This is a genomic window from Streptomyces sp. NPDC058295, from assembly GCF_042880655.1.
Taxonomy (GTDB): domain Bacteria; phylum Actinomycetota; class Actinomycetes; order Streptomycetales; family Streptomycetaceae; genus Streptomyces; species Streptomyces coriariae.
The window spans coordinates 137,775-153,358 of sequence record NZ_JBHVYO010000010.1 but is presented as its reverse complement, the minus strand read 5'-3'; the positions used below and the strand labels follow the sequence as shown (position 1 = coordinate 153,358).

General features: G+C 73.2%; 10 protein-coding genes, 1 tRNA gene and 1 pseudogene. 3 read left to right on the top strand and 9 right to left on the bottom strand.

Annotated features, from left to right (window positions below):
- Positions 1-1,740, top strand: a complete 1,740-nt coding sequence (locus ACFVYS_RS13405; RefSeq protein WP_389501670.1) for a bifunctional 3'-5' exonuclease/DNA polymerase — start codon at positions 1-3, stop codon at positions 1,738-1,740.
- Positions 1,741-1,913: 173 nt separating this feature from the next.
- Here ACFVYS_RS13405 and ACFVYS_RS13400 read toward each other — a convergent pair whose 3' ends face one another.
- The 3 genes from ACFVYS_RS13400 to ACFVYS_RS13390 all read right to left on the bottom strand — a co-directional run bounded on the left by ACFVYS_RS13400 (position 1,914) and on the right by ACFVYS_RS13390 (position 6,119).
- Positions 1,914-4,085: a BTAD domain-containing putative transcriptional regulator gene (locus tag ACFVYS_RS13400; RefSeq protein ID WP_389501669.1), complete on the bottom strand. Its 2,172-nt coding sequence runs from the start codon at positions 4,083-4,085 to the stop codon at positions 1,914-1,916.
- Between the two features lie 453 nt (positions 4,086-4,538).
- Complete coding sequence (locus ACFVYS_RS13395) at positions 4,539-5,459, bottom strand: glycosyltransferase family 2 protein (protein WP_389501667.1); 921 nt, start codon at positions 5,457-5,459, stop codon at positions 4,539-4,541.
- Positions 5,460-5,696: 237 nt separating this feature from the next.
- The gene (locus ACFVYS_RS13390) at positions 5,697-6,119 is read right to left on the bottom strand and encodes a DUF3052 domain-containing protein (protein WP_389501666.1); all 423 of its coding nucleotides are present in this window, start codon (positions 6,117-6,119) and stop codon (positions 5,697-5,699) included.
- A 65-nt stretch (positions 6,120-6,184) separates the two neighbouring features.
- Here ACFVYS_RS13390 and ACFVYS_RS13385 point away from each other — a divergent pair, with 65 nt between their 5' ends.
- Positions 6,185-7,144 carry a D-2-hydroxyacid dehydrogenase family protein gene (locus ACFVYS_RS13385; protein ID WP_389501664.1) on the top strand — a complete coding sequence of 320 codons (960 nt, stop codon included), beginning with the start codon at positions 6,185-6,187 and terminating at the stop codon, positions 7,142-7,144.
- 34 nt (positions 7,145-7,178) lie between these two features.
- Here the strand turns inward: ACFVYS_RS13385 and ACFVYS_RS13380 are convergent, their stop codons facing one another.
- Entirely contained in the window at positions 7,179-7,580 is a 402-nt protein-coding gene (locus ACFVYS_RS13380) for an ATP-binding protein (RefSeq protein WP_389501662.1), read from the bottom strand.
- 94 nt (positions 7,581-7,674) lie between these two features.
- On the opposite strand from ACFVYS_RS13380, the gene ACFVYS_RS13375 reads away from it, so the two are divergent.
- A complete protein-coding gene (locus tag ACFVYS_RS13375) occupies positions 7,675-7,965 on the top strand; it encodes a DUF397 domain-containing protein (RefSeq protein ID WP_389501803.1) in 291 nt (96 codons plus the stop codon).
- 89 nt (positions 7,966-8,054) lie between these two features.
- On the opposite strand, the pseudogene ACFVYS_RS13370 reads toward ACFVYS_RS13375, so the two are convergent.
- The 5 genes and pseudogenes from ACFVYS_RS13370 to tmk all read right to left on the bottom strand — a co-directional run.
- Positions 8,055-8,159, bottom strand: a pseudogene (locus tag ACFVYS_RS13370) (hypothetical protein); the annotation flags it as partial.
- A gap of 699 nt (positions 8,160-8,858) precedes the next feature.
- Positions 8,859-8,932 (bottom strand) — tRNA-Thr (locus ACFVYS_RS13365).
- Between the two features lie 108 nt (positions 8,933-9,040).
- Positions 9,041-10,618, bottom strand: a complete 1,578-nt coding sequence (locus ACFVYS_RS13360) for an alpha/beta hydrolase (protein WP_389501660.1) — start codon at positions 10,616-10,618, stop codon at positions 9,041-9,043.
- A gap of 229 nt (positions 10,619-10,847) precedes the next feature.
- Complete coding sequence (locus tag ACFVYS_RS13355) at positions 10,848-12,053, bottom strand: DNA polymerase III subunit delta' (RefSeq protein ID WP_389501658.1); 1,206 nt, start codon at positions 12,051-12,053, stop codon at positions 10,848-10,850.
- A 133-nt stretch (positions 12,054-12,186) separates the two neighbouring features.
- A complete protein-coding gene (gene tmk / locus ACFVYS_RS13350; protein ID WP_389501656.1) occupies positions 12,187-15,528 on the bottom strand; it encodes a dTMP kinase in 3,342 nt (1,113 codons plus the stop codon).
- Between the last annotated feature and the right edge of the window lie 56 nt (positions 15,529-15,584).

Sequence of the window (15,584 nt, the reverse complement as noted above, 5' to 3'; positions counted from 1 at the left end):
ATGGCCGACCGGTGGGCACTCGCTCCGGCCGAGGACGGTGGCGTGGAACTCGCCCCCCTCGGTCCCGGCGGGCTGCCCACCGGCCCGGTGCTGCGGGAGGCGGACCTGGCGCGGGCCGTGCGCGAGCGGCCCGACGTCACCCGGTGGGTCTGGCGCTCCACGGCCGAGGTGTATCCGCGCCTGCTCGCCACGGGGGTGCGCGTCGAGCGGTGCTACGACGTCGAGGACGCCGAGACCCTCCTCCTGGGTCACGAGGGGCGCTCCGGAGAGCCCCGTTCGGCGGCCGCCGCCCTGGCCCGGCTGCGCGGCGGCCCCGTACCGCCGGATCCGCCGCAGCGCTCCGCCGCGCCCGGCGCGCAGTCCTCGCTGTTCGAGGCGCAGGACACCGCCGTCCGGCTGCCGCTCGAAGACCTCCTCACCGTCTACGCCGAGCAGCAGCGGCGGCACGAGCTGGCCGAACACCCGGCGCGGATGCGACTGCTGACGGCGGCCGAGTCGGCGGGGATGCTGGTGGCCGCCGAGATGAACCGGTCCGGACTGCCGTGGAGCGCGGACGTGCACCGCGCGGTCCTGCACGACCTGCTCGGCGAGCGGTACGCGGGCGGGGGCGGGCCCCGGCGGCTGGCCGAGCTGGCCGACGAGGTGTCGGCCGCCTTCGGGCGCCGGGTCCGCCCCGACCTGCCCGCCGATGTGGTCAAGGCCTTCGCCCAGGCCGGCATCCGGATCAAGTCGACCCGGCGCTGGGAGATCGAGTCCCTCGACCACCCGGCCGTGAAGCCGCTGATCGAATACAAGAAGCTGTACCGCATCTGGGTGGCTCACGGGTGGTACTGGCTCCAGGACTGGGTGCGGGACGGGCGGTTCCGGCCCGAGTTCCTCGCACACGGCACGGTCACCGGGCGCTGGGTGACCAACGGCGGCGGCGCCCTCCAGATCCCCAAGGTCATCCGGCGGGCGGTGGTCGCCGATCCGGGCTGGCGGCTCGTCGTCGCCGACGCCGACCAGATGGAGCCGCGCGTGCTGGCGGCGATCTCCCGCGATCCCGGGCTGATGGAGGTCGCCGGCCGGGAGAGCGACCTCTACCAGTCCGTCTCCGACCGGGCCTTCTCCGGCGACCGCGCCCAGGCGAAACTCGCCGTCCTCGGCGCGGTCTACGGCCAGACCTCAGGGGACGGTCTGAAGAACCTCGCCGCGCTCCGCCGCCGCTTCCCGCGCGCGGTGGCGTACGTCGACGAGGCGGCGCGGGCCGGCGAGGAGGGGCGGCTCGTGCGGACCTGGCTCGGCCGGACCTGCCCTCCGGCGAGCGGGGCGGGGGACGAAGGTACGGAGGAGGCCGGCATCCCCGTCGACTCCGCCGGCCCAGGCGGTCCTGGCAGCCCTGGCAGCCCTGGCGGAGACGACGAGCCCTCTGCCGACCGGCAGTGGGTGCCGGGGTACGCCTCGACCAACGCACGCGCGCGTGGCCGGTTCGCCCGCAACTTCGTCGTCCAGGGCAGCGCCGCCGACTGGGCGCTGCTGCTGCTCGCCGCGCTCCGGCAGGCCTGTGCGGGAATGGCGGCCGAGCTGGTCTTCTTCCAGCACGACGAGGTGATCGTGCACTGCCCCGAGGAAGAGGCCGAAGCGGTCGTCGCCGCGATCCGTGAGGCGTCCGGCCTGGCCGGGCGGCTGACGTTCGGGGAGACACCGGTGCGGTTTCCGTTCACCACGGCGGTGGTGGAGTGCTACGCCGACGCGAAGTGACCGGGCGCGGCCGGATCGGGCGGATCGGCCGGATCGGGCGCCTGGGCGCCTGGGCGGTGGTCGGCCGGCCGGTGACCGGACTTGGGTCGTGGGGCTGGGAGACGGTCACTCGGCCCGTGGCCGCGATCGGCCGGTGACCGCCTTCGCCCGATCGACGTCAGCCCCGCCGACCTTCATCCCCTCGACATCCCGTCGACGTCAGCCCCGTCAGTCTTCGCCCCGTCAGCCTTCGCCCCGTCGGCTTTCGCGAGTTCGCGGGCGAAGTCCCGTACCAGGTCGTGTGGGGTGTAGTGGCCGTATGCGTGCTCCTCGAGGAGCGCCACGTCGACGAGCCGGTTCAGGGCTGACTCGGCGCGGTGTTCGTCGGTGCCGGTGAGTCGGGCCAGGAGGGGGGCGTCGTACATGGGCAGGTCCAGCGCGCCGATGCGGCGCAGGGCGAGGGCAGCGTCCCGGTCGGCCTGACGTCCGGAGGCGGCGAGCGCGTCGTGGGCCACGGCGAGGGACCGGCGGACGCTGAGATCGTCGTACTCCAGATGGGGCAACCTGCTCTCGGTGTCGGCCAGTTGACCGGCCAACCCGTCCGGGGTGAGGGCACTGCGCGCGGCGAGTCGGGCGGCGACGACGCGCAGTGCGAGCGGGAGGCGGCCGGTGAGGTGGACGAGAGGATGCGTCGCGTCCAGACCGGCACACCCCTCGCCCGGTCCGGACGCCGCACGCAGGAGGGCGGCGCTGTCCTCGCCCGACAGCGGCCCGAGTGGGAAGCGGTGGGCGCCGTCGAGCGTGGTCAGCGGCGAGCGGCTGGTGACGATCACAGCGCAGCCGGGGCCGGCCGGCAGCAGCGGGCGGACCTGGGAGGCGGTCGCGACGTCGTCCAGTACGACGAGCGTGCGGGTCGGCGCGAGCAGGGTCCTCAGCAACGCGGATGCGGCGTCCGGGTGTTCGGGGATGTGCCGGGGTTCGTTACCGAGATCGCGCAGCAGGGCGGTGAGCGCCTGGCGTGCGGTGAGGGGGGCCATGCCGGGGGTGGCGCCATGCAGGTGGAGGTAGAGCTGCCCATTAGAGAAACGTTCCTTCAGAGCGTGTGCGACGTGCAGCGCGAGCGCGCTCTTGCCTACGCCGGCCATACCGCTGAGGACGACGACCTGACTGCCGCCGGCAAGCGTGGAGTGGAGGAGGCGCAGGGCTGCTACGCGGCCGGTGAAGTGGGCGGGCGGGGGCGGCAGTTGCGCCGGTCGGGTGCGCGGGTGGGCAAGACGGGGTGCGGACCTGGGCGTGAGCACGGGCGGGGGCGCGGCCTCGGGCTCGGCCTCGGGCTCGGCCTCGGGCTCGGCCTCGGGCTCGGGCTCGGCCTCGGGCTCGGCGGCCGGGGTGGGGGGTGAGGTAGTCGGCGTCGGAGCCGCAGCCGGAGTTGCAGCCGGAGCTCGATCGGGAGCCGGAGCCTGCGTCGGATCCGAAGCCGCAGTTGGCGTCGCAGCCGGGGTCGTAGTCGGCGTCTTAGTCGGCGTCGGGCTCGGGCTCGGGCTCGGAACCGAAATCGGGCGATCGTCGGTCGCAGGGGCCAGGACCTGCACGTGGGCGTCGCGGATCGCCGGCCCTGGTTCGATGCCGAGTTCCTCGGCGAGGCGGGCACGCAGGTCGCGATGGACGGCGAGGGCCTCGGCCTGGCGGCCGGTGCGGTGCAGGGCGAGCATCAGCTGGCGGTGGTAGGCCTCGCGCAGCGGATGGTCGGCGGCCAGGGCCGTCAGCTCCGGGACGAGCCGATCGAACCGCGTTCCACCGAGGGCGAGTTCGGCGTCGTAGTACCACTCCAGCAGGAGCAGCCGGGCTTCCCGCAGGCGTCGTGCGAAGGCGTAGCCGCCCAGGTCGGCCGGGAGTCCGCTCAGCGGGGTGCCTCGCCACAGCGCGAGTGCCGCCGCACACTCGCGCGCGACGCGTTCCCAGTTCCGGGCGGCGTGCGCGCCGCGTGCCGCGGCGACGTGCCGCTCGAACACGTGAACGTCGAGCTCGCCGTGTTCGACCCGGAGCCGGTAGCCGGGCGGCACCGCGCGCAGCCGCTCGGGGTCGTCGAGCAACCGACGCAGCCGGGTCACGTGATTGTGCAGCGAGGCCTGCGCGGACGCGGGCGGCGCGCCGCCCCACAGTGCCTCCTTGAGCGACTCGACGGGCACGATCCGGCCCGCGTCGAGAAGCAGGGACGCCAGCAGGGCACGTACTTTCGGGCTGCGGACGGTGTCGTAGGGAGGGACGCCCGCCTCGCACTCGGCGTCCGGCGCGTCGGTCGTGTACAGGACCGGTGGGCCCAGCAGCCCGAACCGCAGCCCGTACCGCCGCATCACGCCGCCCATCGCCCTTCCACGCCCGGTCCGTACCGAGGGTCTGTACCTGAGTTGCTCTGCCGAGTCGCCTTGCCAAGTCGCACCACGCGTCACACCACGCGTCACATGACGCGTCGTTGCCGAGTCGCATCACCGAATCGCTCTGCCGAGGCGCTCGCGGTCGGGACGCGTAACCGGCCGCCCTACCGGAACGCCAGGTGACCAGCGACGACGCGAAGAGCCATTGGCCCCATGTTAGCGATCCGTTGGCGCTATCTGATGTGATCACATCATCGGAATCGGCCCGACGGTGCGCGCGTATCGACGCGCAACTCGGGGGAGTGTCGCCGCCGCGGCCGGATCCGGGGGCGCGCGGGGCCTCGGTCGGCGGAGGTGACCGACCGGGCCCTGCGCCCCGTTCCGTGCCGGTTACGAACGGATCCCGACGGCCTCTCAGGTGACTGGCCCTCAGGTGTCCGTCCCTCAGATGACCGGCGGCCTGCCCAGCCGGGTCAGCCGCCACACCGTCCGCCACTTCATGGGCCGCCGATGTCCGGCCGGCTTGCGCACGCCCTCCGCGAACCCGCCGAACCAGGCCTTGAGACCGCCGAGCGACCGGGTCCGCAGGAGGGTGACGGCGATCCAGACGCCCAGGTGGACCGGGATGAGGAGCAGCGGAAGGTTCCGGCGGACCAGCCAGACCCGGTTCCGGGCCGTGACCCGGTGGTATATCGCGTGCCGGGCGGGCGAGGTCTTGGGGTGCTGGAGCAGCAGCTCGGGCGCGTAGAGGATCTTCCAGCCGGCGTCGGTGGCGCGCCAGGCCAGGTCGGTCTCCTCGTGCGCGAAGAAGAACTCGGCGGGCCAGTCGCCGGTCTCCGCGAGCATGGCCATGCTCAGGGCGTGGCCGCCGCCGAGGAAGCCGGTGACGTACCCGCCCTGCATCGGGTCCGAGGCGCCGACGCGCGGCACGTGCCTGCGCTGGGTCTCGCCGTGCTCGTCGGCGATACGGAAGCCGACGATGCCGAGGCGCGGGTCGGCGGCGTACAGATCGCGGACGCGGCTCAGCACATCAGCGTCGACGAGCAGCCCGTCGTCGTCCAGGTCGACCACGACGTCCACGTCGCCGTACTCCCGCAGCCGGGCGAGGGCGACGTTGCGGCCGCCGGGGCAACCGAGGTTCTCGTCGACCTCGATCGTCGTGACCTCGCCGGGCAGGAAGAGGCGTTGGGCGAAGTCGGGAAGTTCGCAGCCGTTGCCGACGATCACGATGCGGGCGGGCGCCAGGTCCTGCTTGGCCACCGACTCCAGCAGCGCGTCGACCTCGGCAGGCCGGTTGCCCATGGTCACCACGGCCACGGCGATCCTCGGCTCCGCCGCTTCCCCGATGTCCCCCACGTCCACCACGTCCCTCACTCCGTCCGGCCCTCGACGCGACCGCGTCCCGTCCACGCGCGGGCCCGTCGTTCACCTAGATGTTGCCTCAGGTGCGGGCGTTGCTCCGACGCCGCCTCTTTCTGCCTCCCCTTTTATGCCGGTTCTGCCTAAGCGAACTCCGCCGATCCGGTCTTGGCCGCGCCGGTTCGATGGACGTCGCCTCTCTGAATACGTCGGCCCCGGACAGGTCGGTTCAGCCGCGACGGTTCAGCCGCGTCGGTTTTCCCGGCGCCGGACGAACTTCAGCCCCGACCAGTCCTGCCCCAGGGCGGCGACCTTCACGTCCACGACGCCGAGGGGGAGGAAGAGGCCGCGCAGGGCGTTCTCGGTGATGTCGCTGACATGTCCGGCCGCCTTGCGGGGCCAGGCGACCCAGAGCATGGCGTCGTCGGCGAGGTCTCGGACGAGGGCCGGGGTCTCGGCGGCGAGCTCGGCGTGGCTGCGGTAGAAGGCGACGGTGATGTCGGCGTCGCGGGTACCGCCCGGGGCGAGGTGGACGCCGTCGGGGAGGCCGGGCACGTCCCAACCGTCCGGGGCGTGTCGCAGTCGCACCCGGTGGCCGGGCTCGACTCCGAGCTTCTTGGCGAGGGGGGTGCCGGAGTAACCGCCGGTCGCGGCCGAGTCGCTCACGGGCTCACCGTAGCCTCGGACCGGACCTGCCCCCGGTCGGAACCACCTCACCTGGAGGATCAGCCGTGCCCTTCCGTTGTGCCGTACTCGACGACTTCCAGAACGTCGCGACGACTCTCGCCGACTGGTCGGCGCCGGGTGAGCGGCTCGATGTCGTGTCCTTCACCGACCACTTCGGCGACGAGGACGGACTCGCGGCGGCGCTGGCCGACTTCGATTGTGTGGTCACCCTGCGGGAGCGCGTCCCCTTCCCTGCGTCGCTGCTGGACCGTCTCCCCCGGCTGCGCCTGCTGATCGCCTCCGGCATGCGGAACTCGGTGATCGACTACGCGGCGGCGACGGCGAACGGCGTGACGGTGTGCGGGACGGAGAGCTCCTCGACTCCGCCGGTGGAGCTGACGTGGGCGTTGTTGCTGGGCCTGGCCCGGGGCCTGGTCCAGGAGAGCACGGCCCTGCGGGAGGGCGGACCCTGGCAGTCGACCGTCGGCGCCGACCTGCACGGGCGGCGGCTCGGACTGCTGGGCCTGGGGAAGATCGGCGCGCCGGTCGCCCGGGTGGGCCTCGCCTTCGGCATGGAGGTGAGCGCGTGGAGCCAGAACCTGACGGCGGGTCGGACGACGGAGGTGGGCGTGCGGTTGGCCCCCTCGAAGGAGGAGCTGCTCGCCGAGAGCGACTTCGTGTCGATCCACCTCGCCCTGAGCGACCGCACCCGGGGTCTGCTCGGCCCCGCCGAACTGGCCCTCCTCAAGCCGACGGCGTACCTGGTGAACACCTCGCGGGCGGCGATCGTCGACCAGGACGCGTTGCTGGCGGCGCTGCGTGAGGGCCGTATCGCGGGCGCGGGGGTCGACGTCTTCGACGTGGAACCCCTCCCCGCCGGCCACCCGATGCGGACGGCTCCTCGCCTCCTGGCCACTCCGCACCTGGGGTATGTGTCCCGGGCGAACTACGAGCGGTACTACGGGCAGGCGGCGGAGGGAGTGCGGGCGTATCTGGCGGGGGCGCCGGTGCGGGTGCTTGGCTGAGTCGACCGGGTGACCGGGTGACTTCGGAAACGAGCTACGCCGCGTTCAGTTCGCACCACACGAGCTTGCCCCGACGTCCCATCCGGGACAGCGGCTGCCAGTGCCAGAGGTCCGAGCAGGCCCGAACGAGTGCCATGCCGCGCCCGTTCTCGGCGTGGGTGAGCTCCTCCAGCCGTCCCGGCGGCTCGGGCGGCTCGGGGTCCGCGTCCCAGGCACCGATCTGCAGGACCCCGTCCCGGAAACGGAGACGCAGGCACGCGGGGCCCTTCGTATGCAGTACGGCATTGGAGACCAGCTCCGAGGCGAGCAGCTCCGCTGTGTCGACCAGGTGGATCAGGCCGTGCAACGTCAGGATCAGACGCAGGGTGCGGCGGCAGACCGTGACAGCGCGGGGGTCGCAGGGGATGCAGAGGGAGTACTCCCAGGGATCGGGCATGCGTCAACTCCGAGTGGCTCTTCCGTAAGCTGAAGGCGGAGTCGCTGGATCCCGCATCTTCGCGCGACTTCATGAGCAGGCTGGCGAAGGAGCTGTGAGGCGTGCTGTGACCACTCCCGGCAACTGGCAGAAGTCATCCTTCTCCGGAGGGTCCGACGGCAACAACTGCCTCGAACTCACCTCCACCACCGCCGACGCCCTCCGCCTCCGCGAAAGCGACAGCCCCACCACGATCCTGACCACCACCCCCGCCGCCCTCGCCCAGTTCCTGTCCGGCATACGCCGGCTCGGTGCCCCCGTCGCGTCAGAACACGCGGACGTCGGTGGCGTCGTCCCAGAGCATGTCGGCGTTCGGGCCGCCGACAGAACCCTGCCGTTCCCGTAGTAGACGAACACCTGGAAGTCGACGGGCCGCAGGAGGTCGGAGAGTCCGTCGCCGTTCACATCGCCCGTCGCGATCACCGGCTCGTCGCTGGGCCAGGCGTAGGGCAGCTTCTTGCGCGGCACGAAGCCGCCCTTGCCGTTGCCCGCGTACAGCCACAGCGCACGTGATCCGTCGCGGGCCACCAGGTCGCTCATGCCGTCGCCGGTCATGTCGCCCGGTGAGACCAGTCGTTCGACGCGGCCGGCAACACCTCCCCGAACGTCCGCAGTACTTCTTCTACGTCCGCGCTCGGTCTCGGACGGTGCCGGCGACCTGAACGGCGACGGCACCGGCTGTTCCTCTACCCCGGCTACGGCGCCGTCGACGTGAGCAAGCGCATCGAGCTGCGGCTGCCGTCGAACGCTGAGCACGCGCCCCTGCTGTGGGCCGCCATGACCTGCATCGTCGTGTGAAAGGCGGGCGCAGGACGGCGCCCCGGCTCGGTGGCGCCGCCGATTTGATCTCGGGGAAGGTGGACGGGGCGGGGGTCTACACCGACGGGGAGGGCGACCAGATCATCAACTACTCCCCGTCGTCACCTTCACCACCCAGGACGGCACCCACGTCACGGTCCTCTCCCGCGACGGCATCCCCGACCCGAGCCGCTCCCTCCACCGCGAACTCACCATCCACTACGCCCCCTCCGACCCGGCCGTCCACACCCCCGACCTCGGAGCGGACCGCCGCGCCACCGAACGGGCCATCGGCTGGATCATCATCATGTGGATCACCGGCCTCGCGGCGACCGCGACCGGCGCGACCCTGCTGTGGCCGTGACGCCTGCACCCGGCGCCCCGCACCCACCAAAAGCAAAAGCCCCAGGTCACGGCGAGTGAGTCCTGAGGCTTCGGCAGAGCCGCCTTCGGGATTCGAACCCGAGACCTACGCATTACGAGTGCGTTGCTCTGGCCATCTGAGCTAAGGCGGCGCGCTGGCCACACCATGGTGCGATCAGCAACGTCGGTAAGTCTACACAGTTTCCAGGGGTGCTCCGAACAGCCCCCGGGAGCGGTCCTCCCGGGGTTCGCGCCGGTCGCTACTTGCAGCGCTTGCCGTCCGTCGGAGGCGTTCCGCGGAGCAGATAGGTGTCGATCGCGGAGTCGATGCAGGCGCTCCCGCGGCCGTACGCGGTGTGGCCGTCGCCCTCGTAGGTGAGGAGGCGGGCCGAGGCGAGCTGGTGGGCGAGGGACCGGGCCCAGCGGTACGGGGTCGCCGGGTCGCGGGTGGTGCCGACGACGACGATCGGGGCGGCGCCCTTCGCCTCGATGAGGTGCGGCTCGCCCGTGGGCCTCACCGGCCAGTACGCGCAGTTCAGGGAGGCCCAGGCGAGGCCCTCGCCGAAGACCGGGGACGCCTTCTCGAAGGACGGGAGCGCCTTCTCGACCTGGTCGGGGGTGGAGAAGGCCGCGGGGAGGTCGAGGCAGTTCACCGCCGCGTTGGCGGCCATCAGGTTGGCGTAGCGGCCGTCGGCGTCCCGCTCGTAGTAGCTGTCGGAGAGGGCGAGCAGGCCCGCGCCGTCCTTGTCCTTGATCGCCGAGGTCAGCGCCTCGCGCAGCTGCTCCCAGGTGCTCTCGTCGTACATCGCCGCGATCACGCCGGTGGTGGCGAGGGCCTCGCCGAGCTTGCGGCCGTCCGGGTCGCCGGTGGGGATCGGGTGTGCGTCGAGTTTGCGGAAGAAGGCCTTGAGGTTCTCGCCAACCTTGGCGGGAGCCGTGCCCTTGCCGCCGAGCGGGCAGTCGGATCGCGTGACGCAGTCCTTCGCGAACGACTGGAACGCCGTCTCGAACCCCGCCGTCTGGTCCAGGTTCAGCCGGCGGGCGGGCAGCGACGGGTCCATCGCCCCGTCCAGGACGAGCCGGCCCACCCGGTTCGGGAAGAGCCCCGCGTACGTCGCGCCGAGGAACGTCCCGTACGACGCCCCCACGTAGGTCAGCTTCCCGTCGCCCAGGACCGCCCGCAGGATGTCCATGTCGCGGGCGGCCTCCACGGTGGAGACGTGCCGCAGCAGCCGTGCCGAGTGCGCGCCGCAGCCCTCCGCGAACTCCTTGTACGCGTCGACGAGTTCGCCGGTCTCCCGCTGGTCGTCGGGGGTCGTGTCCGTCTGCGTGTAGGTGTCCATCGCGCGCCCGTCGAGGCACTCCACGGGCTCGCTGCGGGCCACGCCCCGCGGGTCGACGGCGACCATGTCGTAGCGGGCGCGGACTCCGGCGGGGTAGCCGATGCCGGCGTACTGCTGGAGGTAGCCGACCGCCGAGCCGCCCGGTCCGCCCGGGTTCACCAGCAGCGAGCCGAGCCGCTTGCCCGGCCCCGTCGCCTTCTTGCGGGCGACCGCGAGCCGGACGTCGCCCGCGCCCGGGTCGGCGTAGTCGAGCGGCGCCTTCAGGGTGGCGCACTCGAAGCCGGGCACACCGCAGCCGCGCCAGCTCAGCTTCTGCCCGTAGTACGGCGCGAGCGCCGACGGCGTGGCCCGCGGCAGCGCGACGAGTGCCGCCACCGCCGTGGAACCGGCGGAGCTCGTCGACTCCGCGGCGGAACAGCCGGAGACGAGCAGCGCGGCGAGCGAGAGGAGGGTGACGCCGGTACGGGACCTGCGGAGAGAGCGCCTCATGTACATCCAGCGAGCGTAACTCTGCGCAATGTCACGAACGCGGTAGGTACGCGAACGGACACGGACGAGTGACGCCGTCAACCCAAGATCGACGTCGGCGCCGGCCGGGCGCTCAGTGTCGGCCCGGCGACCGGCCTCGGCCCGGGGTCGGCGTCGGCCCGGCAACCGGCGTCGGCCCGGTGGTCGGTACCAGCCCGGTGGTCGGTACCGGTCCGCCTGCCGTCGTCGTCGGGCGTCAGCCCGCTCTCAGTGCCATCGTCATCGCTTCGACCGCCAGCAGCGGAGCCACATTGCGGTCGAGGGCCTGTCTGCATCCGGCGATGGCCTCGATACGGCGGAGGGTGGACTCCGGGCTGCTGCCCCGGGCGAGCCGCTCTAGGGCGTCCTCGGCGTCCATGTTGGCGATCGCGACGCGGGAGCCGAGCTGCAAGGCGAGGACGTCGCGGTAGAAGGCGGTCAGGTCGGTGAGCGCGAGGTCGAGGCTGTCGCGCTGCGTACGCGTCCTGCGGCGCTTCTGCTTGTCCTCCAGGTCCTTCATCACACCCGCCGTACCGCGCGGCATCCGGCCGCCCTGGACCGCGCCCATCGCCGCCTTCAGCTCTTCGGTCTCCTTGCCGTCCATCTCCTCCGCGAGCTGCTTGGCGTCCTCGGTCGCCGCGTCGACCAGCTCCTGGGCGGCACGGAGACAGCCGCCGACGTCGTCCACACGCAGGGGCAGTTTCAGCACGGCCGCGCGGCGCTCGCGGGCGGCGGGGTCGGTGGCCAGCCGGCGGGCCCGGTCGACGTGCCCCTGCGTGGCCCGGGCGGCGGCCGCGGCGACGGCCGGCTCGATGCCCTCGCGCCGGATGAGCATGTCGGCGACGGCGTCCACGGAGGGCGTGCGCAGGTTCAGGTGCCGGCAGCGGGAGCGGATGGTGGGCAGCACATCCTCCAGGGAGGGCGCGCAGAGCAGCCAGACCGTCCGCGGGGCGGGCTCCTCGACGGCCTTGAGGACGGCGTTGGCGGACTTCTCGTTCAGCCGCTCGGCGTCCTCGACGAGGATGATCTGCCAGCGGCCCGTGGCGGGCGAGGTGTACGACTTGCGGACCGTGTCACGCATGTCCTCGGCGAGGATCTGCGAACCGACCGCGGCAACGGTGTTGACGTCGGCGTGGGTGCCGATGAGCGCCGTATGGCAGCCGTCGCAGAACCCGCAGCCCGGGACGCCGCCGAGCGCCCGGTCCGGGCTCACGCACTGGAGGGCGGCGGCGAAGGCCCGCGCCACCTGGCCGCGACCGGCCCCGGGCGGACCGGTGATCAGCCAGGCGTGCGTCATCTTCGACGTCTCGGGCGGCGGGGCGGCCGTGCCGGCCGCGGTGACGAGCGCGTCGGCGTCCCGAGCGGCAGCGGCGAGCTGCTCGCTCACCTTCTCCTGCCCGACGAGGTCGTCCCACACGGTCATGCGTCACGCCGCCCTTTCGTCACGTTTCGCGTTGCGGCTTCCATTGTGCGGGGAGCCACTGACAATCGAGCCACGGGTGGTGTCGGCGTCCCGCCGCCGACCGACGGCGGGACGACCGGCGGTGCCGGAACGCTCAGCGGCGTCGGCCCCGCCCACGGCCCTCGTCGTTCCCGTCCTCGTCGTGGCGCGGGCCCAGCAGTTCGTCCGCCAGCGTCGGTAGATCGTCCAGCGGGGTCTCCTCGGCCCAGTCCGGCCGGGGGCGCTGCCGGGGCGTGCCGTCCTCGTCGACCTGCGGCAGCTCGCGCGTACGGTCGTCGGCCCCGTCCGGCCGCGCCCCGCCCTGCTCGCCCCGCTCGTCACGGAAGTACCCCGGCGGCACCCGGTCCGAGGGGTTCCGGTCCGAGGGGTTCCGGTCCGAGGGGTTCCGGCCCGAGGGGTTCCGGCCCGAGGGGTTCCGGCCCCGCACGGGAGGCAGCACGGCCGTCTCGTCGGCAGGGTTCTCGTCCCGGACCGAAGGCAGTACGGAGGTCTCGTCCTCGGAGCTGTCGCGGCGCACCGGAGGCAGTACCGCGGTCTCGTCCGCGGACCCCGGCGGAATCGAGGGCTGCGGCAGCTCGGCCGTCACCTCGGCGTCGGCCCCGCCCGCGGAACCCTGCTGCTTCCCGGATCCGGACGCGTTCCCGGACGCCTTGGATGGCTGCTCGGGCTCCTTGTCCATGCGGATCGGCGGCAGCACCGCCGTCTCGTCCACCGGCCCGCCCGACGCGTTCGTCGGGGTCACCACCGGCGTCGGCACGGTCACGGCCTCCGGCGGGACCGCCGAAGCCGCGGTCGCCGTGGGGCGCACCGGCTTCGGTCCGACCCGTGCCGCGGCGGCGGCCTGCTCGGCCGCGCGTCGGGCCTGCTCGGCCCGCACCAGCGCCTCCTCGGCCTTCCGCTGCTTCTCCAGGCGCCGGGCCTCGGCCTCGGCACGCAGCCGCGCCTCCTCCTCGGCCTGCCGACGGCGCCGCTCCTCCTCCGCCTTGCGGCGGGCCTCCTCCTCGGCGCGGGCCTTCTCCTCCGCGAGGAGCCGGACCCGCTCCTCCTCGGCACGCCTGCGTGCTTCCTCGGCGCGCAGCCGCGCCTCCTCGGCCTGCCGCTCGGCCTCGCGCCGCTGCGCCTCCTCCAGCTCGCGCCGCTTGCGCTCCTCCTCCTCGGCGCGCAGCTTGGCGAGCTGCTCCTGGCGCTCGCGCTCCAGGCGCTCCTCCTCGGCCTTGCGGGCGGCCTCTTCCTCGGCCTTGCGACGGGCCTCTTCCTCGGCCTTCTTGCGCGCCTCCTCCTGGGCCTTGATCTCGGCCTCGGAGAGGGGCAGCTGCTGGTCGAGCCGGTGCCGGACGGCGGTCGTGACCGCCTCGGGCTCCTGGGCCGCGTCGACGACCAGGTAGCGGCCCGGGTCGGCGGCGGCCAGTGTGAGGAAGCCGGAGCGCACGCGCGTGTGGAACTCGGCCGGCTCCGACTCCAGCCGGTCCGGCGCCTCCGTGAACCGCTCGCGGGCGGCCTCCGGCGACACGTCCAGCAGGACCGTCAGATGCGGGACCAGGCCGTTCGTCGCCCAGCGCGAGATCCGCGCGATCTCGGTCGGGGACAGGTCGCGGCCCGCGCCCTGGTAGGCCACGGACGAGTCGATGTACCGGTCGGTGATGACGACCGCGCCGCGCTCCAGGGCGGGCCGGACGACCGTGTCGACGTGCTCCGCGCGGTCCGCCGCGTACAGCAGCGCCTCCGCGCGGTGCGACAGCCCGGCGCTGGAGACGTCCAGCAGGATCGAACGCAGCCGCTTGCCCACGGGCGTGGCCCCCGGCTCACGCGTGAGGACGACCTCGTGGCCCTTGGCCCTGATCCACTCGGCGAGCGCCTCGGCCTGCGTGGACTTGCCGGCGCCGTCACCGCCCTCCAGGGCGATGAAGAAGCCGGTCCCGACCGAGGTCTGCACCGGGTCGTCGCCGCCGAGCAGCGCGTCCCGCAGGTCCTGCCGCAGGGGTACGCCGGAACGGTCGTCGACCTTGGCCAGCACCAGCGCGGCCACCGGCAGCAGCAGCGCACCGACCAGCATCAGAGTGAACGCCGCCCCGCCGTGCGCGAACACGAACTTGCCGCTTTCCAGCCGGTGCGGCCCGATGAGCGCCGCCACCAGCGGGGCGATCACCGCGCCCAGCGCCACCACGACTCGTACGACGGCGTGCAGGTGTTCCGTCGTCCGCGCCCGGCGGTGTTCCTCGGTCTCCTGGTCGAGGAGGGCGTGCCCGGTGTTGGCGGCGACGCCCGCGCCGACGCCGGCCAGGGCCAGGATCAGCAGCACGCTGGTGACGTCCGGCACCAGCCCGGCGGCCAGCAGCGCCACGCCGGTGAAGGCGATGGCCAGCGCGAGCAGCCGGCGCCGCGACAGCGACGCCAGCACCTTCGGCGCCGTACGGACGCCGATGACGACTCCACCGGTCAGCGCGAGCACGAACAGCCCGTACATGACCGGCCCGCCGCCCAGGTCCTTGGCGTGCAGCACGGCCACGGCGACGGCGGCGGCGATCGCCCCGGCCACGGCCGCGCAGGCGAGGATCAGCAGCGGGATCGCGCCGGTGCGGCCCGCCTCGACGCCGGTGGCGGTCCTCGGTCGGCGCAGCCCCTCGAGCGGCGACCGCGCGCGCGGGGTGCGCAGTCCGGGCAGCTCCAGGAAGGTCACGATGGACAGCGACCCGGCGAAGAGCCCCCCGGCGACATACGAGGCGAGGGCCGCCTGGTGCTGTCCGAACCAGTCGATCCCGGCACCCAGAAGATTGTTGAACAATGCCGCGACGACCAGCGTGGCCGCGCCCAGCGGGATCGTCACGAAGCCGGTGCGCAGCGACAGGCGGCGCAGGGCGTCCATGTGGTCCGGCAACGGCCGGACGGTCGCGCCCTCCAGCGGCGGGGCGGGCAGCAGGGCCGGGGACGCGCTTTCGCGGGCGACCGTCCAGAACCGCTCGGCCACCCCGGTCACGAACACCGTGACGAGCAGCAGGGCAAGCGCGTCGTCCGGCGTCCAGTCGATCCACAGCGGCGCGACGATCAGCAGCGCGGCGCGCACGCCGTCCGCGCCGACCATGGTCCAGCGGCGGTCGAGCGGGCCGTCCGGCGAGGTCAGTGAGGTCAGTGGGCCCAGGAGGACGGCACCGAAGAGGAGGGTGGCCAGAATCCGCACCGCGAAGACGGTCGCGACAGCGAAGGCCACGCCGCGGTAGCCGCCCCCGAAGGAGCCCTCCACGATGGCCGCCTGGAGGACGAGGAGGACGAACACCAGGAGTGCGAGGGTGTCTCCCACCCCGCTCACCAGCTGTGCGCTCCAGAGCCGCTTGAGCTGCGGCTCGCGCAACAGGGCGCGCACAGCGCGCTCGCGGGAGTCCGCCACCAAGGCGTCGTCCGGTGCCGGGTGGTGGGCCGTTGGCTGCTCGGCTCGCGTCATGCTTTCAGCCTATCGGCCGCGACTGACACCCTGTCGCCCCCGTCCACGCGCGCGAC